Below are 18,217 nucleotides of genomic sequence, written 5' to 3'. Positions count from 1 at the left end.
ATCGACCTGGTCCCGTCGACGCGAATGCCCAGGTCCGCCTACTTGGGCGGGGTCAGGACCTCGGTGCCGACGAACGGAACCAGTGCCGCGGGTACCCGCACCGAACCGTCGGCCTGCTGGTGGTTTTCCAGGATCGCCACGATCCAGCGGGTGGTCGCGAGCGTGCCATTCAAAGTCGCTGCGATCTGCGGCTTTCCGTTCTCGTCGCGGTAACGCACCGAAAGGCGACGGGCCTGGAAGGTGGTGCAGTTCGAGGTCGAGGTGAGTTCCCGGTAGGTCTGCTGGGTCGGCACCCAGGCCTCGCAGTCGAACTTGCGCGCGGCCGAGCTGCCCAGATCGCCTGCGGCGACGTCGATGACCCGGTAAGGGACCTCGACAGCCGCGAGCATGTCCTGCTCCCAGCCGAGCAGCCGCTGATGCTCGGCATCGGCCTGCTCGGGCGTGGTGAAGACGAACATCTCGACCTTGTCGAACTGGTGCACCCGGATGATGCCGCGGGTGTCCTTGCCGTAGCTGCCCGCCTCGCGCCGGAAGCACGACGACCAGCCCGCGTACCGCTTCGGGCCGTTGCTCAGGTCGAGGATCTCGTCCGAGTGATAGCCGGCCAGCGGCACCTCCGAGGTGCCGACCAGGTAGAGGTCCTCCTCGGCGAGGCGGTAGATCTCCGAGGCGTGCTGGCCGAGGAAGCCGGTGCCCGCCATGATCTCCGGGCGCACCAGCACCGGCGGGATCATCATGGTGAAGCCGTTGGCCACCGCCTTCTGCGCGGCCAGCTGCAGCAGACCGAGTTGCAGCAGCGCGCCGTAGCCGGTCATGAAGTAGAAGCGGGCGCCCGAGACCTTCGCGCCGCGTTCCATATCGATCAGGCCGAGCGACTCGCCGAGTTCCAGGTGGTCCTTCGGCTCGAAGTCGAATTCCGGTGGCGTGCCGATGTTTTCCAGCACGACGTAGTCGGCCTCGCCGCCCGCGGGCGCGCCGTCCTGCACCACGTTGGAGATGGCGCGATGCGCGGCGTCCATGTCGGCGTCGGCGGCGTGCTGGGCGACCTCAGCCTCTTTGACCTTGACCGACATCTCCTGCGCCCGCGCGAGCAGCCCGGAGCGCTCCTCTTTACTCGCCTTGCCGACCAACTTGCCCATCGCCTTGTGCTCGGCACGCAGGTTGTCCGCGGTGGCCACCGCGGCGCGGCGGGCGGCGTCCGCCTCGAGCAGGGCATCGACGAGGGCGGGGTCTTCGCCACGGGCGCGCTGCGAGGCGCGGACCGCGTCGGGGTTGTCCCGCAGGAATCGGAGGTCGATCATGAGCACCCAGCCTAGTGGGCTGTGTTTTATTTGCGGCACTCCCGGGTCCCTCCGTGGTTACACTGCGCTGCCTCCTCCGGGCCCGTCGCTCGCGCCGCGGGGTATTGCTGTTTCACCCCGATATCCCAGGATGCCGACCACTCGGCCGATAGCGCGCGCATAGTTGGCTTGTGGGTACAACTTTCGACGAATCAGCGATCGACGAAGCACTGGCCGAGCTGACCGCGGGCGAGAAGGTGTGGGCACAGACCCCGCTGCGCCGCCGCCGCGAGCTGCTCGACGACCTGCACGCCCGGACCGGACGGTTCGCCGACGACTGGGTGCGGGCCGCGCGGACCATCAAGGGCCTGGACGCGGACTCGCCGCTGGTCGGCGAGGAGTGGATGTCCGGACCGTTGACCATGCTGCAGGCCACTGCGGCGTTGTCCGCGACGCTGGCGGCGCTGGAGGACGGGCGCAGTCCGCTCGACGGGGTCACGGTGAAGGCGGCGCCCGGCAATCGGGTCGCGGTGCCGATTCTGCCGTTGAGCACCTATGACCGGTTGCTGCTCAACGGTTTTCACGGCGAGGTGTGGCTGCGGCCGGGCGTCGACGCCGATACCGCGCGGCGGCGGGCCGGGCTCGCGCAGCTCGAGCCGACCGCGACCGGCGGCATCGGGGCGGTGCTCGGCGCGGGCAACATCACCTCCATTCCGCCGCTGGACGCGTTGTACGAGCTGTACGCGCACAACCGGGTGGTGGTGCTGAAGCTGAATCCGATCACCGATCCGCTGTACACGGTGTTCGAGATGGTGTTCGCGCCGCTGTGTGAGCTCGGGGTGCTGCGCATCGTGACGGGTGGCGCGGCGACCGGCAGCTACCTGGTGCACCATCCGGACGTCGCGCATGTACACATGACCGGCAGCGCGCAGACGCACGACACGATCGTGTGGGGGCCGGGTCCGGAGGGACTGGAACGCAAGTCGGACAAGCGGCCGCTGCTGGACAAGCCGATCACCAGTGAGCTCGGCGGTGTGTCGCCGACCATCGTCGTGCCCGGTGACTGGTCCGACGCGGATCTGCGTTATCAGGCCGAGCACGTGGCGACACAGCGGCTGCACAACGGCGGCTACAACTGCATCGCCGCGCAGGCGATCGTGCTCAGCAAGGACTGGGCGCTCAAGGACAAGTTCCTGGCGGAGCTGCGCACCGCGCTCGCGCAGGCGCCGCAGCGGACCGCGTACTACCCGGGCAGCGACTCGCGGGTGGCCGACGCGTTGGCCGCCTATCCCGATGCCGACCAGGTCGGATCGGGGCGGGTGCTGGTCGAGCGGTTGCCGCTCACCGATACGCCGCTGTTGCGGACCGAGTACTTCTCGCCCGTCCTCGGTGTGGTCGAACTGCCGTACGCGGGAGGTGAATTCCTGCAGCAGGCGGTCGATTTCGCGAACAATGAACTCACCGGAACGCTCGGCGCGAATGTGCTCGCGCATCCGGCGACCATCCGCAGGCTGGGCATCGGCTTCGACCGCGCGATCGAGCGGCTGCGCTACGGCGCGATCGCGGTGAACGCGTGGACCGGGCTCGCCTTCCTCGCCCCGCGCGCCTCGTGGGGCGCGTTCCCCGGCCACACCCTCGACGACGTGCAGAGCGGAATCGGCGTGGTGCACAACGCCTTCCTGCTCGACGACGTGGAACGCACGGTGGTGCACGGACCGTTCCGGCCTGCGCCGCGCTCGGTACTGCACGGCGAGCTGGCGTTGTCGCCGAAACCGCCGTGGTTCGTCGACAACGCGGCCGCGGCGGCGACCGGGCGGAGGCTGACCGAGTTCTACGCGAGCGGCAACCCGGCGCGGATTCCCGGCATCTTCGTGTCCGCGTTCCGTGGTTAGTGCGGCCGGGCGCGGCGAAAAGGGCTGATCAGACCAGGTCGTGGCACTGCGGCTCGGAGACTGCCATGATGGATCGCGATGTCCTCCTCCGATCATGCACCCAAGCCAGAGCCATCGAGCCGGCTACCCAAGCGCGGCCTGCCGTCGCGCCCCGGCGCGGTGCGGCGCTCGTTCGACACGGTTCGGGGCTTGTTCACCGGCGACACGCCGTTGCCCGCGCCGACGCTGCGGTGGGGGCTACTGCTGGTGGCCGCGGGTGCGGTGATCGCCGCCCTGGTGACGTTGTTCGTGACCGGGTTCGACAACAACAAGATCGAGGCGCACACCCCGGGCTCGCCCGGCGAGCCGGTGGTCGACAAGGAGTTCGGCACCGCCGTCAAGGGTGATTGCCTGAGCTGGTCCAAGCCGGACCACTCCGATCTGTCCAAGGTGCGCTGCGATACCAAGCACATGTTCGAGGTCGCGGCGGATGTCGACATGAGCAAGTACCCGGGCAAGGAATTCGGGCCCGGTTCACGATTCCCCGACTCGCTGCGGCTCACCGAGTTGAAGGAAGAGCACTGCGTGCCCGCGGTGCAGCAGTACATGGGCGGCAAGTTCGATCCGCGCGGGCGCTACATCGTCGGGTTGATGTATCCGAGCCCCGACGGCTGGCAGCACGGCGATCGCACGCTGCGCTGCGGGCTGCAGTACGCGGCGAGCACGGGCACGCCGCCGTCGGTGGGCAGCGCCGCCGAACACGACCAGTCGAAGGTGTACGGGCCCGGCGTCTGCCTGGGCATCAATCAGAACCTGCCCACCGATCCGGTGGACTGCGGGCAGGTGCACGCGGTGGAGGTCGTCTCCACCATCGACCTCGGCCAGCGGTTCCAGGGCGGCCCGCCCGCCAAGGACGACCAGGACAAGTTCGTCGAGGACGAATGCGCGCGGACCTCCTCGGACTATCTCGGCGGGCCCGACGTGGTGCGCAACAAGACGCTGACGCTGTTCTTCGACTACCTGGACGCGCGCAGCTGGATGGCGGGCAGCCGCAAGCTGGACTGCATGGTCGGCAAGGGCGCCGATCGGGAGGGGTTCGCGCCGATCACCGGTTCCGCGAAGGGCGACATCCTGATCAACGGCCAAGCCCCGCAGCCACCGCCGAACACCGGCCGCTCGACCCCGACCCCGCTGCCCGGCGCGGCGCCGCTGCCCGCCCAGCCACAGCCGAGGTAGATCGCGACCATGTCGGTCTCCATGTCCGAGGACCGGTTCGAGGAACTGGTCGGCGACGCGCTCGATCGCATTCCGCCGGAACTGGCCCGAGCCATCGATAACGTGGTCGTGCTAATCGAACCTCGCAATTCGAAGGATCCACATCTGCTCGGGCTGTATCACGGGATCGCACTGACCGAACGGGACAGCCATTACGGCGGCACGTTGCCGGACACGGTAACGATCTATCGCGAATCCATCCTGGCCATCTGCTCGGATGAGAGTGAAGTGGTGGAAGAGGTGACGATCACCGTGATCCATGAGATCGCACACTATTTCGGCATTGACGAAGACCGCCTACATCAGCTGGGATGGGGCTAGTCTTTACCCCAGCTGTATGAGTGCGGTTGCAGTTGGGGTGAGACAGGAAGAAACTTTAGGGGATTCGATGGAACCGATCGCTTCGCTGTCGCGTCCTATCACTCGAAGGGGGAATTCTCGTGGTTCCGCCCCATAGCCGCCACTAGAAGGAGTCGAGTCATGGTTGGTCACGTACTGGTACAACCCGAAGTCGTCCTTGCTGCTGCCGCTGAGCTGGATCTACTCGCCGAGCGGCTGGCCGCCGCCGCCGCGTTGACCGCGCCCGCGACGCACGTCGTCCCGTCCGGCGTCGACGAGGTCTCGTTGCACGCCGCGAACCACCTGAACAAGGGTGCGATGACGCATGACCAGGCGGTCGCCCAGGGCATCCTGGAGCTGCACCACGCCGCCGCGACACTGCGCAGCCAACTCGTCACGCACCTCGGCGAAGATGTCGTCCGGGCGGGCGCCATCAACGTCGTCAGCGGAACAATCGCTTAAAGCCTGCGGGCATCGCAAATAGAACAAGCAAGGGGAGAAAAGCATGACCGCAGGAATCACCGGGGTGTTCTGGCTGCCCCGTATGGCAGAAGGTAACTCGATCGCGCTGAACGCGGGCGCGCACGCGATCCCGATCTCGGCCGCCGCGACCGCGTGGGGCGGGCTGACCGCCGCCTGGATCGACGCCACCGCGACCGTCGCCCGGGTGATGGCCGAGCTCGGCGTCGGTATGCAGGGCATCAACGGCATCTCTGCGCTGTCCAAGCTCACCGGCTTCATCGGCTGGGCCGAGCAGCAGGGCGTCATGGCCGCCACCATGGGCTCGAAGGCGGCCGGCAACGCGATCGCGTACACCGTGGCCTCGATCGCCATGCCGAGCATCCCGGAGATCGCGGCCGTCGACGCGGCGCGCGTCGCCGCCCACTCGACCGGCGGCGTGCTGAACGGCAGCTCGGAAGCGGCCGAGGCGGCCAAGGCCGCGCTCGACCTGCGTGCCGCGCTCACCATGGAGACCTACGAGGCCGCGACCACCGCGATGGTGGTTACCCCCGGCGAGTTCGTCAACCCGCCCGCGATCGCGCACGGCGCCGGTTCCGCCGACTCGGCCGGCCAGGCCGATCAGGCGTTCCAGGCCACCAACGCCGATCCGGTGCAGGCCGCGATCTCGACGGCAGCCGCGTTCGTGAACAACCCCGCCGTGATCGGCGCCGCGACACAGGTGGCGAACGTCGCGGGCTCGGTGGCGACCACCGGTGTGTCCACCGTCGGCACCATCGGCACGCAGGCGATCGCGGCAGTCACCACCGCCGCGACACCCGGGATCTCCACTGCGGCACCGGCTGTCATGGTCGGCGGCGCGGGTCTGGCCTCCGCCGCGGTGTCCGCGGGCACGCGGTCCGCGTCGTTCGGGCCCGGCACCTCGGTCTCGCTCGGCAACGGCTCGATGAAGCTTCCCGAAGGCTGGGGCGCCGGCACGCTCGGTGCCGCACCCACCGCGGCTCCGGTCGCCGAGAACGTCTCGGTCAGCCAGCCCACCGCGGCGCCGGTGCAGCGCAACAGCACGCCGGGTAGCCCGCTGATGGGCAACCAGGTTCGCGACGAGGACGACGAGTCCGAGCACAAGAGCCAGGATTACCTGCGCGCGGAGCACTTCAACGACGGCCGCTACGCCGCCGACGGCGTGATCGGCGCGGAGACGGCCGCTAAGTGACGGTGCTCGGTGCGGGCCGCGGCCCGTCGATGCTCGCGTCGGTGGTGTTGTCGCTCGACGAGATGCAGTTTCTCCTGGAGAAGCTGGAGATCGACGAGGTGCCCGTTGTGCTGGACGCACGCGGGCAATACGACAACGTGACCGATCACGATGCCGCGATGGCCGTGGCCGCCCAGTCGCTCACCGATCGGGAACTCCTGATCGGTGACGTGATCCACCAGGAACTCGAAGACCGGCTGCTCGCGCTGTATCGACCGCACTGGGTGGTCGCGCTACGGCTGTTCGTAGAAGGTCGAGCGAGTCGCATGTGCCTCGCGAAGGGCGACGATGTTGTCACCGTCGCCCTGCGCGGGCCGCAGTCCTACGTGATCGACGAAGCACAGGAAGACCTGCCCGGCCCGGTACTCGCGGCACTCGGCCCGGCCGACCCGCTCGACCTGACCGGGATGCGGGCGCCGACCGAACAACTGGTCCCGATCTTCGACGACACCGGTGACGCGACGGCGACCGCCAACCGGCTGGCGAAGGTCGGCACACCGGCGGCCGACGCGAAAGCGCTGGCCTCGGCGATGGTGCAGATTCACTCACACGCCGAGATCGTCGGCGTGGTGTACGGCGACGGCACCCGCGATGTCACCGACAACCACATCGCGGTGTTCAACACCCGTGCGGGGCGTTTCATCGCGACCGCGAGCAAGTCCGACGACGGGGTGAAGTGGACGTCGCTTGCCACCGGAACGGCGGCGCGGTTGCGAACGGCGTTGCAGGACTTGATCAGTGGGCTGCCGGAGCGGGCGGAGTTTCCGCGGAAGCCTGAGCAGGTCTAGGGATTCGGGCCTGCTTGTCGCGGAACGAGCTATGCACCTTCGTTGCCAGCGCGCAGGGAACGGATCATGGTCCGGAGGATCCGGAACGCGCCTGATTGCTCGGTATCGGTCAGGTCGGCGAGCATTCTTACCTCGACGGATCGGACCGCTGCGGTCGCCTTCTCGAGGCTCCGTCGGCCGCTCGGCGTGAGCCGCGTGGGAAGAACCTTCCCGACGGGTGCCGCTGCGGGTCTGGTCACATAGCCGTCTCGTTCCAAGGCTTGGAGCAGCACGTTCATCGTCTGTCGGGTCACGAACGCGCCCCGCGCGAGCTCGGAGTTCGACAAGCCTGGTCGTTGCGCCAGCAGCTCGAGGCAGGAGTAGTGCGTCACGCTCATCCCGAGCGGCCGCAGCACCTCCTCCATGGCTATCCGGAGGGCGCTCGACGCCTCTTTCAGCAGATAGCCCAGTGACGTCTCCAGGTCGACACCCTCTTGACTCATGTCAGTATTCTGACATAGGTTGACCCGTGTCAGAAGACTGACACAGAAGAAGGAGAATCATCATGCCCGCCACCGGCCCCGACTTCATCTCGCTGCAAGCGCGCGACCTCGACGCGTCGCAGGCGTTCTACGAGCAGTACCTCGGCCTCGTCCGCTCGCAGGCCGGACCGCCGCACGCCGTCGTCTTCGAGACGAAGCCGATCGCGTTCGCACTCCGCGACATCGTTCCCGGCACCGATCTCGCATCCGTCGCTCAGCCCGGCATCGGTGCCGCAATCTGGCTGCACGCCACAGACGTTCAGGCCATCCACGATGCACTGGTCGCCGACGGTCACACCATCATCTCCGCACCGATCGACGGCCCCTTCGGTCGGACATTCACCTTCGCCGACCCCGACGGCTACCAGATCACCCTCCACGACCGCGCCTGATTGGAGCAGCTCTGCTAGCCCATCGGGTCGTCGGCGGTGGGGGCGACGTCGTAGCCGAAGGGTGGGGTGAAGCGGCCCCAGCGGATGCAGTCCCAGGTGCCGTCGGGGAGGGGGACGAGTTCGATGGTTTCGGTGTTGTCGAGGTGGTTGTTCGTGGTGAACGGTGGGAGCACGTCGGCGAGATAGCGGGAGACCAGGCGCATTGCCGCGCCGTGGTTAACCAGGAGGACATCGCCGGTGGCCGAGTCGGGGGTCAGATAGGTTTCGCGGAGTTCCTCGATGACCGGGAGGAAGCGGGCGAGTACGTCGCGTCCGGATTCGCCGCCGGGGACGCGCTCGTCCAGGTCACCGTTGTGCCAGGCTCGGTAGATCTTCTGGAAGAAGAGGTGCGCTTCCTCGCTGTGCTTGCCTTCCAGGTCACCTGCCTGCACCTCTTGCAGGTTGTCCAAGACGGTGGCGGGGACGCCGGTCGCGGCTTCGATGTAACCGGCCGTCTGGCGGGCACGCAGCGCCCCCGAGCAGAACAGGACCCGCGGCGGGTTCAGCAGGGTTTCGCCGAACAGCTTCGCCTGTGCCGCACCACGTTCGGTGAGCGGCAGACCGGGAACCTTGGTGTCGAGTAGTTTCGCGACGTTGCCCTCGGTCTCCCCGTGCCGGACCAAAACCAACTTCGCCGGGCCGATCTTTCCTTCGGTCACAGATCCGCCACCCCCTTTCGTAGCTGGGTCAGCCACTCGGCCGCCGCATCGTCCGAAGGCGGTGGCGTGCCGGTCGCCGACGTCGCGGGCCAGGAACCGAGGAATCGGATCCGGGCGGTGCGATGTAAAGCCTTGAGCGCCTCGGCCACCGCAGTGTCATCGATGTGCCCGACACAGTCGAGATAGAAGCGATAGGTGCCCATACCCGTGCGGGTGGGCCGTGATTCGATCCTGGTCAAATCGATACCGCGCGTGGCGAACTCGGCGAACGCGCGCATCAGCGAACCCGGCTCGTTCGTCAACTCCAGCACGATCGAAGTCCGATCCGCACCGGTCGCCGGCGGAGCCACGCATGGACGGGTGACCAGCACGAAACGGGTAATCGCCCGCTCGTGGTCGGCCACGCCGGAGGCCAGCACCGCCAAGCCAAGCCGTGCCCCGGCCAACGCGGTGGATACCGCAGCATCGGCATTGCCCGCCGCCACATCCTCGGCCGCCGCGGCATTCGACGCCGAGACGTAGGGCTGCGCCTGCGGCAACTCCCGCGACACCCACTCCCGCACCTGCGCGGCGGCCACCGGATAGGCGGCCAGCGTGCGCACCTCGGACAGGCTGGTGCCGGGGTGACCCAGGATCGTGAAGGTCACCTCCAACTCGGTCTCCGCCACAATCTGCAACCGCGGACCGATGGCAAGCGAATCGAGCGTCGCGGAGATCGAACCCTCGACCGAACTCTCGATCGGCACGACCGCCCCTGCCACGTCCCCGGACCGGACCAGCTCGAGCGCACCCCCCTGACTGGGCGCGGCAACACGCTCGACGGCCCCTTCGAAGGCCCCCGAGGATTCGAGTTCGGCAAGGGCCATCTCGGTGAAAGTTCCGGAGGGCCCGAAGTACGCGATGCGCGGCACGGTTACGACCTTACTTGCGTCCGCCACCAACGCTCCCGGGTTTAACCCCCACCCCCACCCCACCAGGCCTTTCAACCACCACCACGGCCACGTCGCCGCCCCCCCAACACTCCGCCGCCGACATCCCGGCTACCGCACCGCCACCGTGAGTGGCACATGGCTGCGGCATCGGCCGAGACACCTCTCCATGGTGTGCCACTCACCAAACACATGCGCGCTGACCGAGCCCCGTCGGCGGCGAGTGGAACATGATGGCGGATCGGCCGAGTAAGCCAGGCCGAGGTGTGCCACTCACCAACGCACGCGCGAGCTAATCGAAGGCCCTGACAGTCGCGAGTGACACATCGTGGCGCCATCGACGGAGTGCCACCGTGGTGTGCCACTCGACCGGCGCCACGGCCGAGATGCGCACTGACCGCCAGCCCTTGTTGGGCGGGTAGCGCAGGTGGCGGCATCGCCCCGAATAGGGCCGTCGCGGTGTGCCACTCGATCACCATGAACCGAGATGCGCGCCGACCACCGGCACTTTGGGGTGAATGGCACATGGTGGCGGCATCGGCCGAGTAGGCCCGCCACGGTGTGCCACTCGCGGTCAGCCGTGGGTGAGGGGGTGTAGGGCTTGGGTTACCTCGTCGATGGCGTCGGTTTCGATGGCGAGAAGGACGGTTCGGAGGGCCTCTATCGCAGGGGGTTTCAGCGCGTTCAGGAATGCGGTGTTCGGGGTGGACAGGGCGGTGGGGATGTCTTCGCCGCAGAGGGCGGCGGCGGTGGCGGCGACGATCGCGAGGGCTCGTTCGCCGGAGGCGGTGCGGGCGATGAAACCGGTGTCGGTGTGGACGATGGTAGCCAGGAAGTCGGCGATGTCCGGGTCGGGGGCGTCCGCGTCGAGGGTCGGGGCGGAGTTGCCGGGCCGCGGGGCGCACACCAGGCCGTCGACGAGATTGCGCCGGGCGGGTGTCGTCAATGCGATGAGTACCGGTTCCCCGGTTGCTTCCGATCCGTGCGCCACCGATCCACGGTACCAACCGGGTACGGAGTTCGGGTGTGCGCTAGGTCGAGGTCACGACCAGTGGGAGGTCGAAATCGGTTCGGGCCGAGTGAATTCTCAGGATCAGGATGGGGCGAACGGTTGCGGATGTTCCGCTCGTCACTTAGCTTAGGGTAACCTAATTGAGCGCCCGAGCGAGGCGAACAACGCCCGACCACGGAGGTTTGCATGCCGCGTCCGACACCGACTGTCACACCGTCCACCGCCGAGCGGGTGCGCAGTGCGTGCGCGCATGCGGAGCAGGCCGTACTGGCCATGCCCGGCATCGACCCGACGCCCGTCTCCGTGCATCATGTGCGCGAGTGCGGCGACGCGGTGATCGCGGTGCCGACCACCTCGGTGGCGGCGATCGTGGCCGGGAACTCCCCGGACGCGGGCGCACCCGCGGTCCTCGAGCTCACCGATCATGCGCCGCTGCCGTTGCGAGAGCCGGTCCGCGCGCTGGTGTGGCTGCGTGGGTGGGTGCGCGCGGTGCCCGCACAGGCTCAGCGTGCGCTGGCCGGTGAGGTCGCCAAGGAGAACCCGGATCCGGGCCTGCTCGACGTGGGGCACAGCGCGACGCTGCTGCGGTTGGTGATCAACTCCGCGGTGGTGGCCGACTCGACCGGCGCGGAATCGGTGAGCATCGACGAGCTACGGCTGGCTCAGCCGGATCCGTTCTGCACCTTGGAATCTGCCTGGTTGCAGCACATGGACGCCGACCACGCGGACGTCGTCGCGCAACTGGCCCGCCATCTGCCGCCCAGGCTCCAGCACGGCATCGTGCATCCGCTCGCCATCGATCGCTACGGCCTCACCCTGCGCATCGAGGGCCGTGATGGCGACCACGACTTCCGTCTCCCGTTCAACGCACCCGCCGACGACATCGAATCCCTCAGCCGCGCGGTGCGCACCCTGGCCGGTTGCCCATTCCTCAACGGACTTCGCCGCATCTGACCGCCGACTGGTCCAGCCGCTTGCTCGAACCCGGCAACTAGATGATTGATTCCAAGGGGATCAGTGGTCGTAGGCGGTCAGTGATCGGTGTACCGGTGCGCCGGTGGTGTCGTTGTGCCAGATCGCGGCGGTAATCGCCAGGATTCGTTGCAGGACACGCACTATGACTCCGCTGAGGGTGCGTCCACCGTGGCGTTCGAGATCGAGTTGGGCTTTGAACGTCTGGTTGATCGACTCGACGACCTGCCGTAATGGTTTGAACAGGGCGGCGCCAGGTCGTTCGGCTTCGCCCTTGCGAGCCGGCCGCAACAGCTGGATCCCGGTGGCGGCCAACTCGGCCTCGAACCCGGCACCGAAATAGTTCTTGTCGCAGATCAGGGTCTGTCCCGGTCGTTGGGCGGCCAGGGCGGGGTCACCGGCCAGGATACCCATCAGGGTTTCGCGTTCGTCGGCTTTCGCGCCGGTCAGAGCGAAACCGATCGGCAGCCCACCCAGGGTGGCGATCAAGTGCAGCCGCATGCCCCAGAAGAAGCGCGAATGCGAAGCGCAGTAACCGTATTCGGCGTATCCGGCCAGTTCGGAGCGCTTCACCGTTTCGCGGGAGCGCCCGCATTCCACCGGGGTGGAATCGGCGACCCATACATCGTCGGTCCACAGGCTTGTGTCGGTGGCCAGGTGCCGGATGGCGGCGGTGATCAGGGCGGCGGCTTTGCGGAGTCGTTTGTTGTAGCCGGGTTGCTGGGGCAGATACCGGAAGAGATGCCGTAGATGTTTGCGGGCGTAGCGCATCCAGCGGCGCTCGTTGGGGTAGCCCAGCAGGGCCTGCATCACGGCCAGGGCCACCAGTTCGGCGTCGGTCAACTGCGGGGTGAACCCGATCCGAGGGCGGGCAGGCGCCAGATCGGGGCGGGTCTTCACCAAGTCGTCGATCGTGACATAAAGTGCAGTGGCGAGGGTGTCGATTTCATTGCTCACAACCTTGATCTTCGGCGCCCTCGCCTACTTCGTCACATCGAATGCTGCTGTCGGGCAGAATCTTTCACTTCAGCACGGAGGAACAAGCACTGCGGCTGGGTGATCATCCATCAGGAGGTGTGTGGACTCGTCATGCACCACACCCCTTGGAATCAATCATCTAGCCGACTGTGGAATTCGCGCAGCAGGGTTGAACTCCAACCCAATTCGGCGGACTTCACACATTTGCTTGGGACTTCGCACAGCATCCAAGCCTTTGATGATGTGCGAGAAATCGTCCCCATTTGCGAAGTCCGGGTCGGGTTTTCGGTCAACGACCTCGGCCCGTTCACCGCCCGCCACCAGTCTCGGTGCTCGCGTCGCGGTCGCCAAGGTCCGTGGCGCGCCAAGCGTGACCGCGTTGTGGATCGTCAGCCTGCCGACGTCTTTGAACCCACTAGCGATTTCGAACCCACTGGCGATCTCGACCACCGCAGCAGTCCCGGCCACCGTCGGGATTCTCGCGAACTGCGGAGCGCAGCTCAACAGGTTCTACGGCAGCCAGGAAACGTGACCACGCAGAACCGTATAACCGACATACGCGACCGTGTCGATGGTGGCGTGCGCAAGTATCAGCGGCCACAGCTTGTTCGTGCGCTGCCAGTAGCGCCCGAAGATCAAGCCCATCACCAGGTTTCCGATGCCACCGCCGAGCCCCTGGTACAGGTGATAGCTGCCGCGCAGCAGGGCCGAGGCGAGCAGTGACGAGTTCTCCGACCAGCCGAGCTTGCGCAGTCGGGTGATCAGATAAGCGACCACGATGATCTCCTCGGCCAACGCGTTCGCGCAGGCGGAAAGGATCAGGGCAGGCAGCCGCCACCAGTGATCGCCGAGTGACGCGGGCACGATCGTCACGCTCATCCCCAAGGCGTGCGCGGTCAGATACAGGCCGAGCCCGGGCAGTCCGATGATGGCCGCGAGCACCAGTCCGGGCACCACGTCCGCGCGCCAGCGCAGCCGCGCCGCCAGCCCGATCAGTCGCGGCCCGATCCCGCTGCGCCACAACAGGTACAGGCCGAGCGCCGCCCACCCGACCAACCGCGCCACACTCAACAGCTGGAACAACAGATCGATCGTCGACTGAGTGGACCGCGACGGATTCAGCGCAACCGTGCGCCCACCCACCCCACCCGGCGCGAGCGCGCTCTCCAGCAGCGACAACGCCGCATTGAGCCCACTCAACCCGAACGTCACCACCAGCACGATCACGATCTCGAGCTTGATCCCGAGCCGCTCCCGCTCCGTCACCTCGGACGCGCCCCACTCGGCCCCGGACTCACCACGCATGACCTCGAATCTATTGCCCACCACCTCCCACCAACGCCGCGCACGCCCCGCGCGCCGCGCGTTCGAGTCGCACCCTCGGCCCCGGGTGAGCCCGAATAGCGGAGGCCACTCGACTCGGTGATTAGCAGTTTGCGGTGTCGACAAACACATCGATGCGGCGAAACGTCTCTCACCTGCATCGATAACACTGAGCGGACCTTGTGACCCAACTGTTTTCCACATCGCGATAACAATGCGGCAGCGCAGGCGAATTCATAGAGAGTGCGCGGACGGACGGGCACTGGTACCGGCGTGACCTTCGCCAGCTAGCTGGGCACCGTGCGCGCCGGAAACGGACCGAGATCATCCGTCGCACGACCGACCCGAACGACGACTGATAAGTAGAGTCTCAGTGATGAATGGCGACGACCCCCAGTACCGCGCGCGGATGCGCCGGGTGCCGCCGCCCGGCCAGCCGCCGATGCAGCGCCCCGGGCCGCACCGTGCTGGGCCACCGGCTGACCCGCAGTCGCCGTACATCGAGCCGACTCAGGTGTTGCACCGCGGCGGCCCGCAGCAGCCGCTCGCGTACTCGCAGGTCCCGCCGGAAAACGTGGCGTCGCGCAGGCCGCCGGTCGACAAGCCGCGGCGACCGCAGACGCACGCCCCGACCCAGCAGCCGGTCCCCTATCGCGAGGGTCCGCCGCCGCAGCGGCCGTACCGCGGCAGCCCGCCGCCGCCTCCGCCGCCCGTTCCCCCGCGCGGCGAACGCCAGCCTCGCCCCCCGCGGCCGCGCCGCAAGCGCCACTACTTCCGCTGGTTCCTGGTCCTGCTGTTGATCCTGATCCTGGCCGCGGTCGGCGCGGTCGTGAAGCTCGACGGCTCGCTGACCCGCATCCCAGCGCTGGCCGACTACGCCGACCGCATCGGCGATACGCCGGGCACCAACTGGCTGCTGGTCGGCTCGGACGGCCGCGGCGGCCTGACTCCCGAACAGGAGCAGGAGCTCGCCACCGGCGGCGAGGTCGGCCCGGAGCGCACCGACACGATCATGCTGGTGCACATCCCGAAGTCGGGAAAGACCACGCTGGTCAGCCTGCCGCGCGACTCGTACGTCAGCATTCCCGGCAACGGCAAGGACAAGCTCAACGCCTCCTTCGCGATCGGTGGGCCGCAGCTGCTCGTCCAGACCGTCGAGATCGCGACCGGCGTGCACATCGATCACTACGCGCAGATCGGCTTCAGCGGTTTCGCCGGTGTCGTCGATTCACTCGGCGGCATCGACGTCTGCCTGCCGACGGCCATCGACGACCCGCTGGCCGGGATCAACCTGCCCGCGGGCTGCCAGAAACTGACCGGACCGGAGGCGCTCGGCTTCGTGCGCAGCCGCGCGACCGCGCTCGCCGACCTGGACCGGATCAACAACCAGCGCATCTTCATGGCGGCGCTGGTGAAAAAGGCGACCAGTGCGGGCACCCTGGCGAATCCGTTCAAACTGTGGCCGCTGGCGACCGGCACCGTGAAATCGCTGAAGGTCGACGACGGCGACCATATCTGGAACCTGGCGCAGCTCGGCTGGGCAATGCGCGGCGACACGATTCCGACGACGGTGCCGATCGGCGGATTCGACGATACCGACAGCGGCAATGTGCTGCTGTGGGACAAGAACAAGGCGGGTCAGTTCTTCGATGCGATTGCTTCGGACAGACCGATTCCGGAGGACCTGCTGACGCGGTAGCGTCGATTACATGACGGACACCGAGCTCGATCAGCCGTTCCCCACTCTGCTCAGCGCACAGATTCGTCACGGCTTCAGCGCCGCGCAGCAGTATCTGGCGGTCGCCGTGTACCTGGACTCGAATCGGTTGCCGCAGTTGGCGAGACACTGCTACGGCAAGTCCGGCGAGCAGCGCGCGCACGCCCTACGGATGGTCCAGTATCTGCTCGACCGCGATCTGGCGGTCCACATCGGCGGGCTGGACGAGATTCGGTCTACCTTCGAATCTCCCCGTGCCGCAATAGCTTTCCTGCTGGACACGGAGCAGACCAGGAGCGCGCAGATCACCGGGCTCGCGCGCGCGGCCCGCGAATCGGGCGATTATCTCGGCGAACGCTTCATCCAGTGGTTCCTGAAGGAACAGGTAGAAGACACCGCGAAGATGACCACGCTGCTGACCGTGATCGACCGTTCGACGGACGATCTGTTCGACGTCGAGGACTTCATCGCGCGCGAACTTCGTGCCCCACAACGAGTCGACAACGCGACCCCAAGAATGGCTGGGGCCGCGAAGAATTAATTAGGCAATACTAGCCTCAATAAGGTTGCACTTGGATGACAAGCACCTTGACCAGCGCTAATGTCGCTTGCTATGTCCAGCCATCCGGAGTCCCCACGCAGCAAATTCCACGGCCTGCTCCATGATCAGATCAGGCACGAATTCAACGCCGAGCATCAATACATCGCAATCGCGGTGTGGTTCGACAATGCTGACCTGCCGCAGTTGGCCAAGCGTTTCTATGCGCAAGCGGTCGAAGAACGCAACCACGCGATGATGATCGTGCAGTACTTCCTCGACCGGGATATCAGCGTCGACCTGTCCGGCATCGATGGCGCCAAGTCCAAGTTCGAGAATGTGCACGAGCCGATCGCGCTGGCCCTCGCCCAGGAGAAGACGGTCACCGACCAGATCATCCAGCTGGCGAGCACCGCCCGCGAAGAGGGCGATTACCTGGGCGAGCAGTTCATGCAGTGGTTCCTGAAGGAGCAGGTCGAGGAGGTCGCGCACATGACCACCCTGCTCACCATCGCCGAGCGCGCCGGGTCCAACCTGTTCGATCTGGAAGAGTTCATCGCCAGGGAAATGGGTGGTCCGAGTGACGCTTCCGGTGCCCCTTCGGCCGCAGGCGGATCCATCTGATCGTTCAACGCAAACAGGCCCAGCTCTTCGCGAGCTGGGCCTGTTGCCGTTTTAGAAGGCGTCCTACTTGGCACTCATGGTGCTGAGCAGTTGCTTGAGTGCCGCGATAAGTTCGTTCATGAAACTTGTTTCCTCTTTCTTCATCAGGTCGGTGAGGCCACCCTCTACCAGCGTCCGATACTAGCCGAGAAACTGACTCCCGAGTAGCTTAGAAAGGACGATTCTTAGCAAAATTCCCTATTGATTCGCTGGGCGTCAGCGAAGCGTGACCTGCCGCGATCGCAAGCCGTCCCGCGACCGGCGCTCACCGGCGGTCAACGGCACATCTGAAGCGAGCGCCTCGGCCAGCCGAGCGTCGAATTCCTGTGCGGGCTTGGCCCATTCGTCCGGGTGCTGCTCGGGATCCAGGTCGAAGACCGGGACGAGCACACCGTGCGTGCGGAACGAGCCGGCGAACCGCGAGCCCTCGCCGAGGTGCAGACCACCCGCGGCGTGCAGCCGGGCCAGCGCCAGCATCAGGTCGTCCTCGTTCTCCGGACGGACCCAGCGGATGTGCGCCTTGTCGCCCGCGTCCACCCACCATGCCGCGCCGGTCGCGTCCGCGCCCAACGCGATTCGCGCCGACGGCTTGATCGCCTGCTTGGCTTGCTCGATGGTCGCCGCGACCTGCGGGTCGGGCTGCACGCCCTCGGGCACCCACCAGTCGAAGTCCTGGTGCACCGTGAGTTCCAGGTCCGCACCGGGATCGATCACATCGGTCAGTCGCGGACCGCCCGCGATGCTCTCCACCGAGGCCAGCGAATCGCCGGGCTCGGCGGACTGCGTCCACAGGATGGCGGCGGCGAGATCGGCACCGAGATCGGCGCCTTGGAACTGCACCTGCGCACCGACATAGCCGCTCGGCTGATCGCCCGCCCGCACCAGCGCGGCCACCGCACCGGGTAGCACGGTGGCGAGCACGACCGCGCGCTCGGCCGCGACACCGGGCGCCAGCTTCAGCTCCGCGGTCGCCGACGGCACGAACTCGCACAGCGCGACCAGATCGCACTCCGCGGCCAGCCCCTCGAAGGGACGTGAGACGGTCTGGGTCGCCTGCTCCAGCGCCACCTTCCGCTCGGCGAGACGCTGTGCCCGGTTCCCTCCGGGCTTAGGACTATTCCGCTTGCTCTTACCCACGGGGGGTCAACCTACATGGTGTGCGCGCCGCCACCCCGCGCGCCACGGCAGCGAACCCGGCCGAAGACGGTGC

Annotated in this window: 19 protein-coding genes; 11 read left to right on the top strand and 8 right to left on the bottom strand. The window is 67.0% G+C overall.

What is annotated here, in order from left to right:
• Positions 1-38: 38 nt before the first annotated feature.
• Entirely contained in the window at positions 39-1,301 is a 1,263-nt protein-coding gene (serS, locus tag ACQPW1_RS00920) for a serine--tRNA ligase (protein WP_433660879.1), read from the bottom strand.
• Between the two features lie 170 nt (positions 1,302-1,471).
• Here serS and ACQPW1_RS00915 point away from each other — a divergent pair, with 170 nt between their 5' ends.
• From ACQPW1_RS00915 to ACQPW1_RS00890, 6 genes are all read left to right on the top strand, one after another.
• Positions 1,472-3,172, top strand: a complete 1,701-nt coding sequence (locus ACQPW1_RS00915) for an aldehyde dehydrogenase family protein (RefSeq protein ID WP_433660878.1) — start codon at positions 1,472-1,474, stop codon at positions 3,170-3,172.
• A gap of 78 nt (positions 3,173-3,250) precedes the next feature.
• The gene (locus ACQPW1_RS00910; RefSeq protein ID WP_433660877.1) at positions 3,251-4,387 is read left to right on the top strand and encodes a septum formation family protein; all 1,137 of its coding nucleotides are present in this window, start codon (positions 3,251-3,253) and stop codon (positions 4,385-4,387) included.
• Between the two features lie 9 nt (positions 4,388-4,396).
• The gene (locus tag ACQPW1_RS00905; RefSeq protein WP_433660876.1) at positions 4,397-4,747 is read left to right on the top strand and encodes a metallopeptidase family protein; all 351 of its coding nucleotides are present in this window, start codon (positions 4,397-4,399) and stop codon (positions 4,745-4,747) included.
• Between the two features lie 159 nt (positions 4,748-4,906).
• Positions 4,907-5,227, top strand: a complete 321-nt coding sequence (locus tag ACQPW1_RS00900; protein WP_433660875.1) for a PE domain-containing protein — start codon at positions 4,907-4,909, stop codon at positions 5,225-5,227.
• Between the two features lie 43 nt (positions 5,228-5,270).
• Positions 5,271-6,437: a PPE domain-containing protein gene (locus ACQPW1_RS00895; RefSeq protein ID WP_433660874.1), complete on the top strand. Its 1,167-nt coding sequence runs from the start codon at positions 5,271-5,273 to the stop codon at positions 6,435-6,437.
• Complete coding sequence (locus ACQPW1_RS00890; RefSeq protein WP_433660873.1) at positions 6,434-7,264, top strand: ESX secretion-associated protein EspG; 831 nt, start codon at positions 6,434-6,436, stop codon at positions 7,262-7,264. Before ACQPW1_RS00895 ends, ACQPW1_RS00890 begins: the two co-directional genes overlap by 4 nt.
• A gap of 29 nt (positions 7,265-7,293) precedes the next feature.
• Here ACQPW1_RS00890 and ACQPW1_RS00885 read toward each other — a convergent pair whose 3' ends face one another.
• Positions 7,294-7,746 carry a MarR family winged helix-turn-helix transcriptional regulator gene (locus tag ACQPW1_RS00885; protein ID WP_433660872.1) on the bottom strand — a complete coding sequence of 151 codons (453 nt, stop codon included), beginning with the start codon at positions 7,744-7,746 and terminating at the stop codon, positions 7,294-7,296.
• A 62-nt stretch (positions 7,747-7,808) separates the two neighbouring features.
• Between ACQPW1_RS00885 and ACQPW1_RS00880 the strand changes: the two genes are divergently transcribed.
• Complete coding sequence (locus ACQPW1_RS00880) at positions 7,809-8,177, top strand: VOC family protein (protein ID WP_433660871.1); 369 nt, start codon at positions 7,809-7,811, stop codon at positions 8,175-8,177.
• A gap of 14 nt (positions 8,178-8,191) precedes the next feature.
• On the opposite strand, the gene ACQPW1_RS00875 is transcribed toward ACQPW1_RS00880, so the two are convergent.
• The 3 genes from ACQPW1_RS00875 to ACQPW1_RS00865 form a co-directional block, all read right to left on the bottom strand.
• Positions 8,192-8,875, bottom strand: coding sequence for a histidine phosphatase family protein (locus ACQPW1_RS00875; RefSeq protein ID WP_433660870.1), 684 nt, complete (start codon positions 8,873-8,875; stop codon positions 8,192-8,194).
• A complete protein-coding gene (gene pheA / locus ACQPW1_RS00870; RefSeq protein WP_433665578.1) occupies positions 8,872-9,786 on the bottom strand; it encodes a prephenate dehydratase in 915 nt (304 codons plus the stop codon). Before pheA ends, ACQPW1_RS00875 begins: the two co-directional genes overlap by 4 nt.
• 592 nt (positions 9,787-10,378) lie before the next feature.
• Positions 10,379-10,795: a hypothetical protein gene (locus tag ACQPW1_RS00865; RefSeq protein WP_433660869.1), complete on the bottom strand. Its 417-nt coding sequence runs from the start codon at positions 10,793-10,795 to the stop codon at positions 10,379-10,381.
• A 207-nt stretch (positions 10,796-11,002) separates the two neighbouring features.
• On the opposite strand from ACQPW1_RS00865, the gene ACQPW1_RS00860 reads away from it, so the two are divergent.
• Positions 11,003-11,770 (top strand): DUF2470 domain-containing protein, encoded by a 768-nt coding sequence (locus tag ACQPW1_RS00860; protein WP_433660868.1) that lies wholly within the window; start codon positions 11,003-11,005, stop codon positions 11,768-11,770.
• A gap of 60 nt (positions 11,771-11,830) precedes the next feature.
• Here ACQPW1_RS00860 and ACQPW1_RS00855 read toward each other — a convergent pair whose 3' ends face one another.
• Both ACQPW1_RS00855 and ACQPW1_RS00850 read right to left on the bottom strand, forming a co-directional pair.
• Positions 11,831-12,745: an IS982 family transposase gene (locus ACQPW1_RS00855; protein ID WP_433654482.1), complete on the bottom strand. Its 915-nt coding sequence runs from the start codon at positions 12,743-12,745 to the stop codon at positions 11,831-11,833.
• A gap of 531 nt (positions 12,746-13,276) precedes the next feature.
• The gene (locus tag ACQPW1_RS00850; RefSeq protein WP_433660867.1) at positions 13,277-14,071 is read right to left on the bottom strand and encodes a CPBP family intramembrane glutamic endopeptidase; all 795 of its coding nucleotides are present in this window, start codon (positions 14,069-14,071) and stop codon (positions 13,277-13,279) included.
• A gap of 394 nt (positions 14,072-14,465) precedes the next feature.
• Here ACQPW1_RS00850 and ACQPW1_RS00845 point away from each other — a divergent pair, with 394 nt between their 5' ends.
• The 3 genes from ACQPW1_RS00845 to ACQPW1_RS00835 all read left to right on the top strand — a co-directional run bounded on the left by ACQPW1_RS00845 (position 14,466) and on the right by ACQPW1_RS00835 (position 16,968).
• Positions 14,466-15,788, top strand: coding sequence for an LCP family protein (locus ACQPW1_RS00845; protein WP_433660866.1), 1,323 nt, complete (start codon positions 14,466-14,468; stop codon positions 15,786-15,788).
• 10 nt (positions 15,789-15,798) lie between these two features.
• Positions 15,799-16,347 (top strand): ferritin, encoded by a 549-nt coding sequence (locus ACQPW1_RS00840; protein ID WP_433660865.1) that lies wholly within the window; start codon positions 15,799-15,801, stop codon positions 16,345-16,347.
• Between the two features lie 72 nt (positions 16,348-16,419).
• Positions 16,420-16,968 (top strand): ferritin, encoded by a 549-nt coding sequence (locus ACQPW1_RS00835; RefSeq protein WP_433660864.1) that lies wholly within the window; start codon positions 16,420-16,422, stop codon positions 16,966-16,968.
• Positions 16,969-17,223: 255 nt separating this feature from the next.
• Here the strand turns inward: ACQPW1_RS00835 and ACQPW1_RS00830 are convergent, their stop codons facing one another.
• Entirely contained in the window at positions 17,224-18,144 is a 921-nt protein-coding gene (locus ACQPW1_RS00830) for a DUF5926 family protein (protein WP_433660863.1), read from the bottom strand.
• Positions 18,145-18,217 lie beyond the last annotated feature (73 nt).

Source organism: Nocardia sp. CA-128927, assembly GCF_050955855.1.
Lineage (GTDB): Bacteria > Actinomycetota > Actinomycetes > Mycobacteriales > Mycobacteriaceae > Nocardia.
The sequence above is the reverse complement of the archived record's forward strand: the minus strand, read 5'-3'. Positions and strand labels throughout refer to the sequence as shown.

What these genes read in the sequence shown, in the direction of transcription:
- ACQPW1_RS00845 (WP_433660866.1), top strand. Translation starts at nt 14,466, where the DNA reads ATGAATGGCGACGACCCCCAGTACCGCGCGCGGATGCGCCGGGTGCCG.
- ACQPW1_RS00840 (WP_433660865.1), top strand. Translation starts at nt 15,799, where the DNA reads ATGACGGACACCGAGCTCGATCAGCCGTTCCCCACTCTGCTCAGCGCA.
- serS (WP_433660879.1), bottom strand. Translation starts at nt 1,301, where the DNA reads ATGATCGACCTCCGATTCCTGCGGGACAACCCCGACGCGGTCCGCGCC.
- ACQPW1_RS00900 (WP_433660875.1), top strand. Translation starts at nt 4,907, where the DNA reads ATGGTTGGTCACGTACTGGTACAACCCGAAGTCGTCCTTGCTGCTGCC.
- ACQPW1_RS00895 (WP_433660874.1), top strand. Translation starts at nt 5,271, where the DNA reads ATGACCGCAGGAATCACCGGGGTGTTCTGGCTGCCCCGTATGGCAGAA.
- ACQPW1_RS00860 (WP_433660868.1), top strand. Translation starts at nt 11,003, where the DNA reads ATGCCGCGTCCGACACCGACTGTCACACCGTCCACCGCCGAGCGGGTG.
- ACQPW1_RS00885 (WP_433660872.1), bottom strand. Translation starts at nt 7,746, where the DNA reads ATGAGTCAAGAGGGTGTCGACCTGGAGACGTCACTGGGCTATCTGCTG.
- ACQPW1_RS00835 (WP_433660864.1), top strand. Translation starts at nt 16,420, where the DNA reads ATGTCCAGCCATCCGGAGTCCCCACGCAGCAAATTCCACGGCCTGCTC.
- ACQPW1_RS00850 (WP_433660867.1), bottom strand. Translation starts at nt 14,071, where the DNA reads ATGCGTGGTGAGTCCGGGGCCGAGTGGGGCGCGTCCGAGGTGACGGAG.
- ACQPW1_RS00905 (WP_433660876.1), top strand. Translation starts at nt 4,397, where the DNA reads ATGTCGGTCTCCATGTCCGAGGACCGGTTCGAGGAACTGGTCGGCGAC.
- ACQPW1_RS00880 (WP_433660871.1), top strand. Translation starts at nt 7,809, where the DNA reads ATGCCCGCCACCGGCCCCGACTTCATCTCGCTGCAAGCGCGCGACCTC.
- ACQPW1_RS00910 (WP_433660877.1), top strand. Translation starts at nt 3,251, where the DNA reads ATGTCCTCCTCCGATCATGCACCCAAGCCAGAGCCATCGAGCCGGCTA.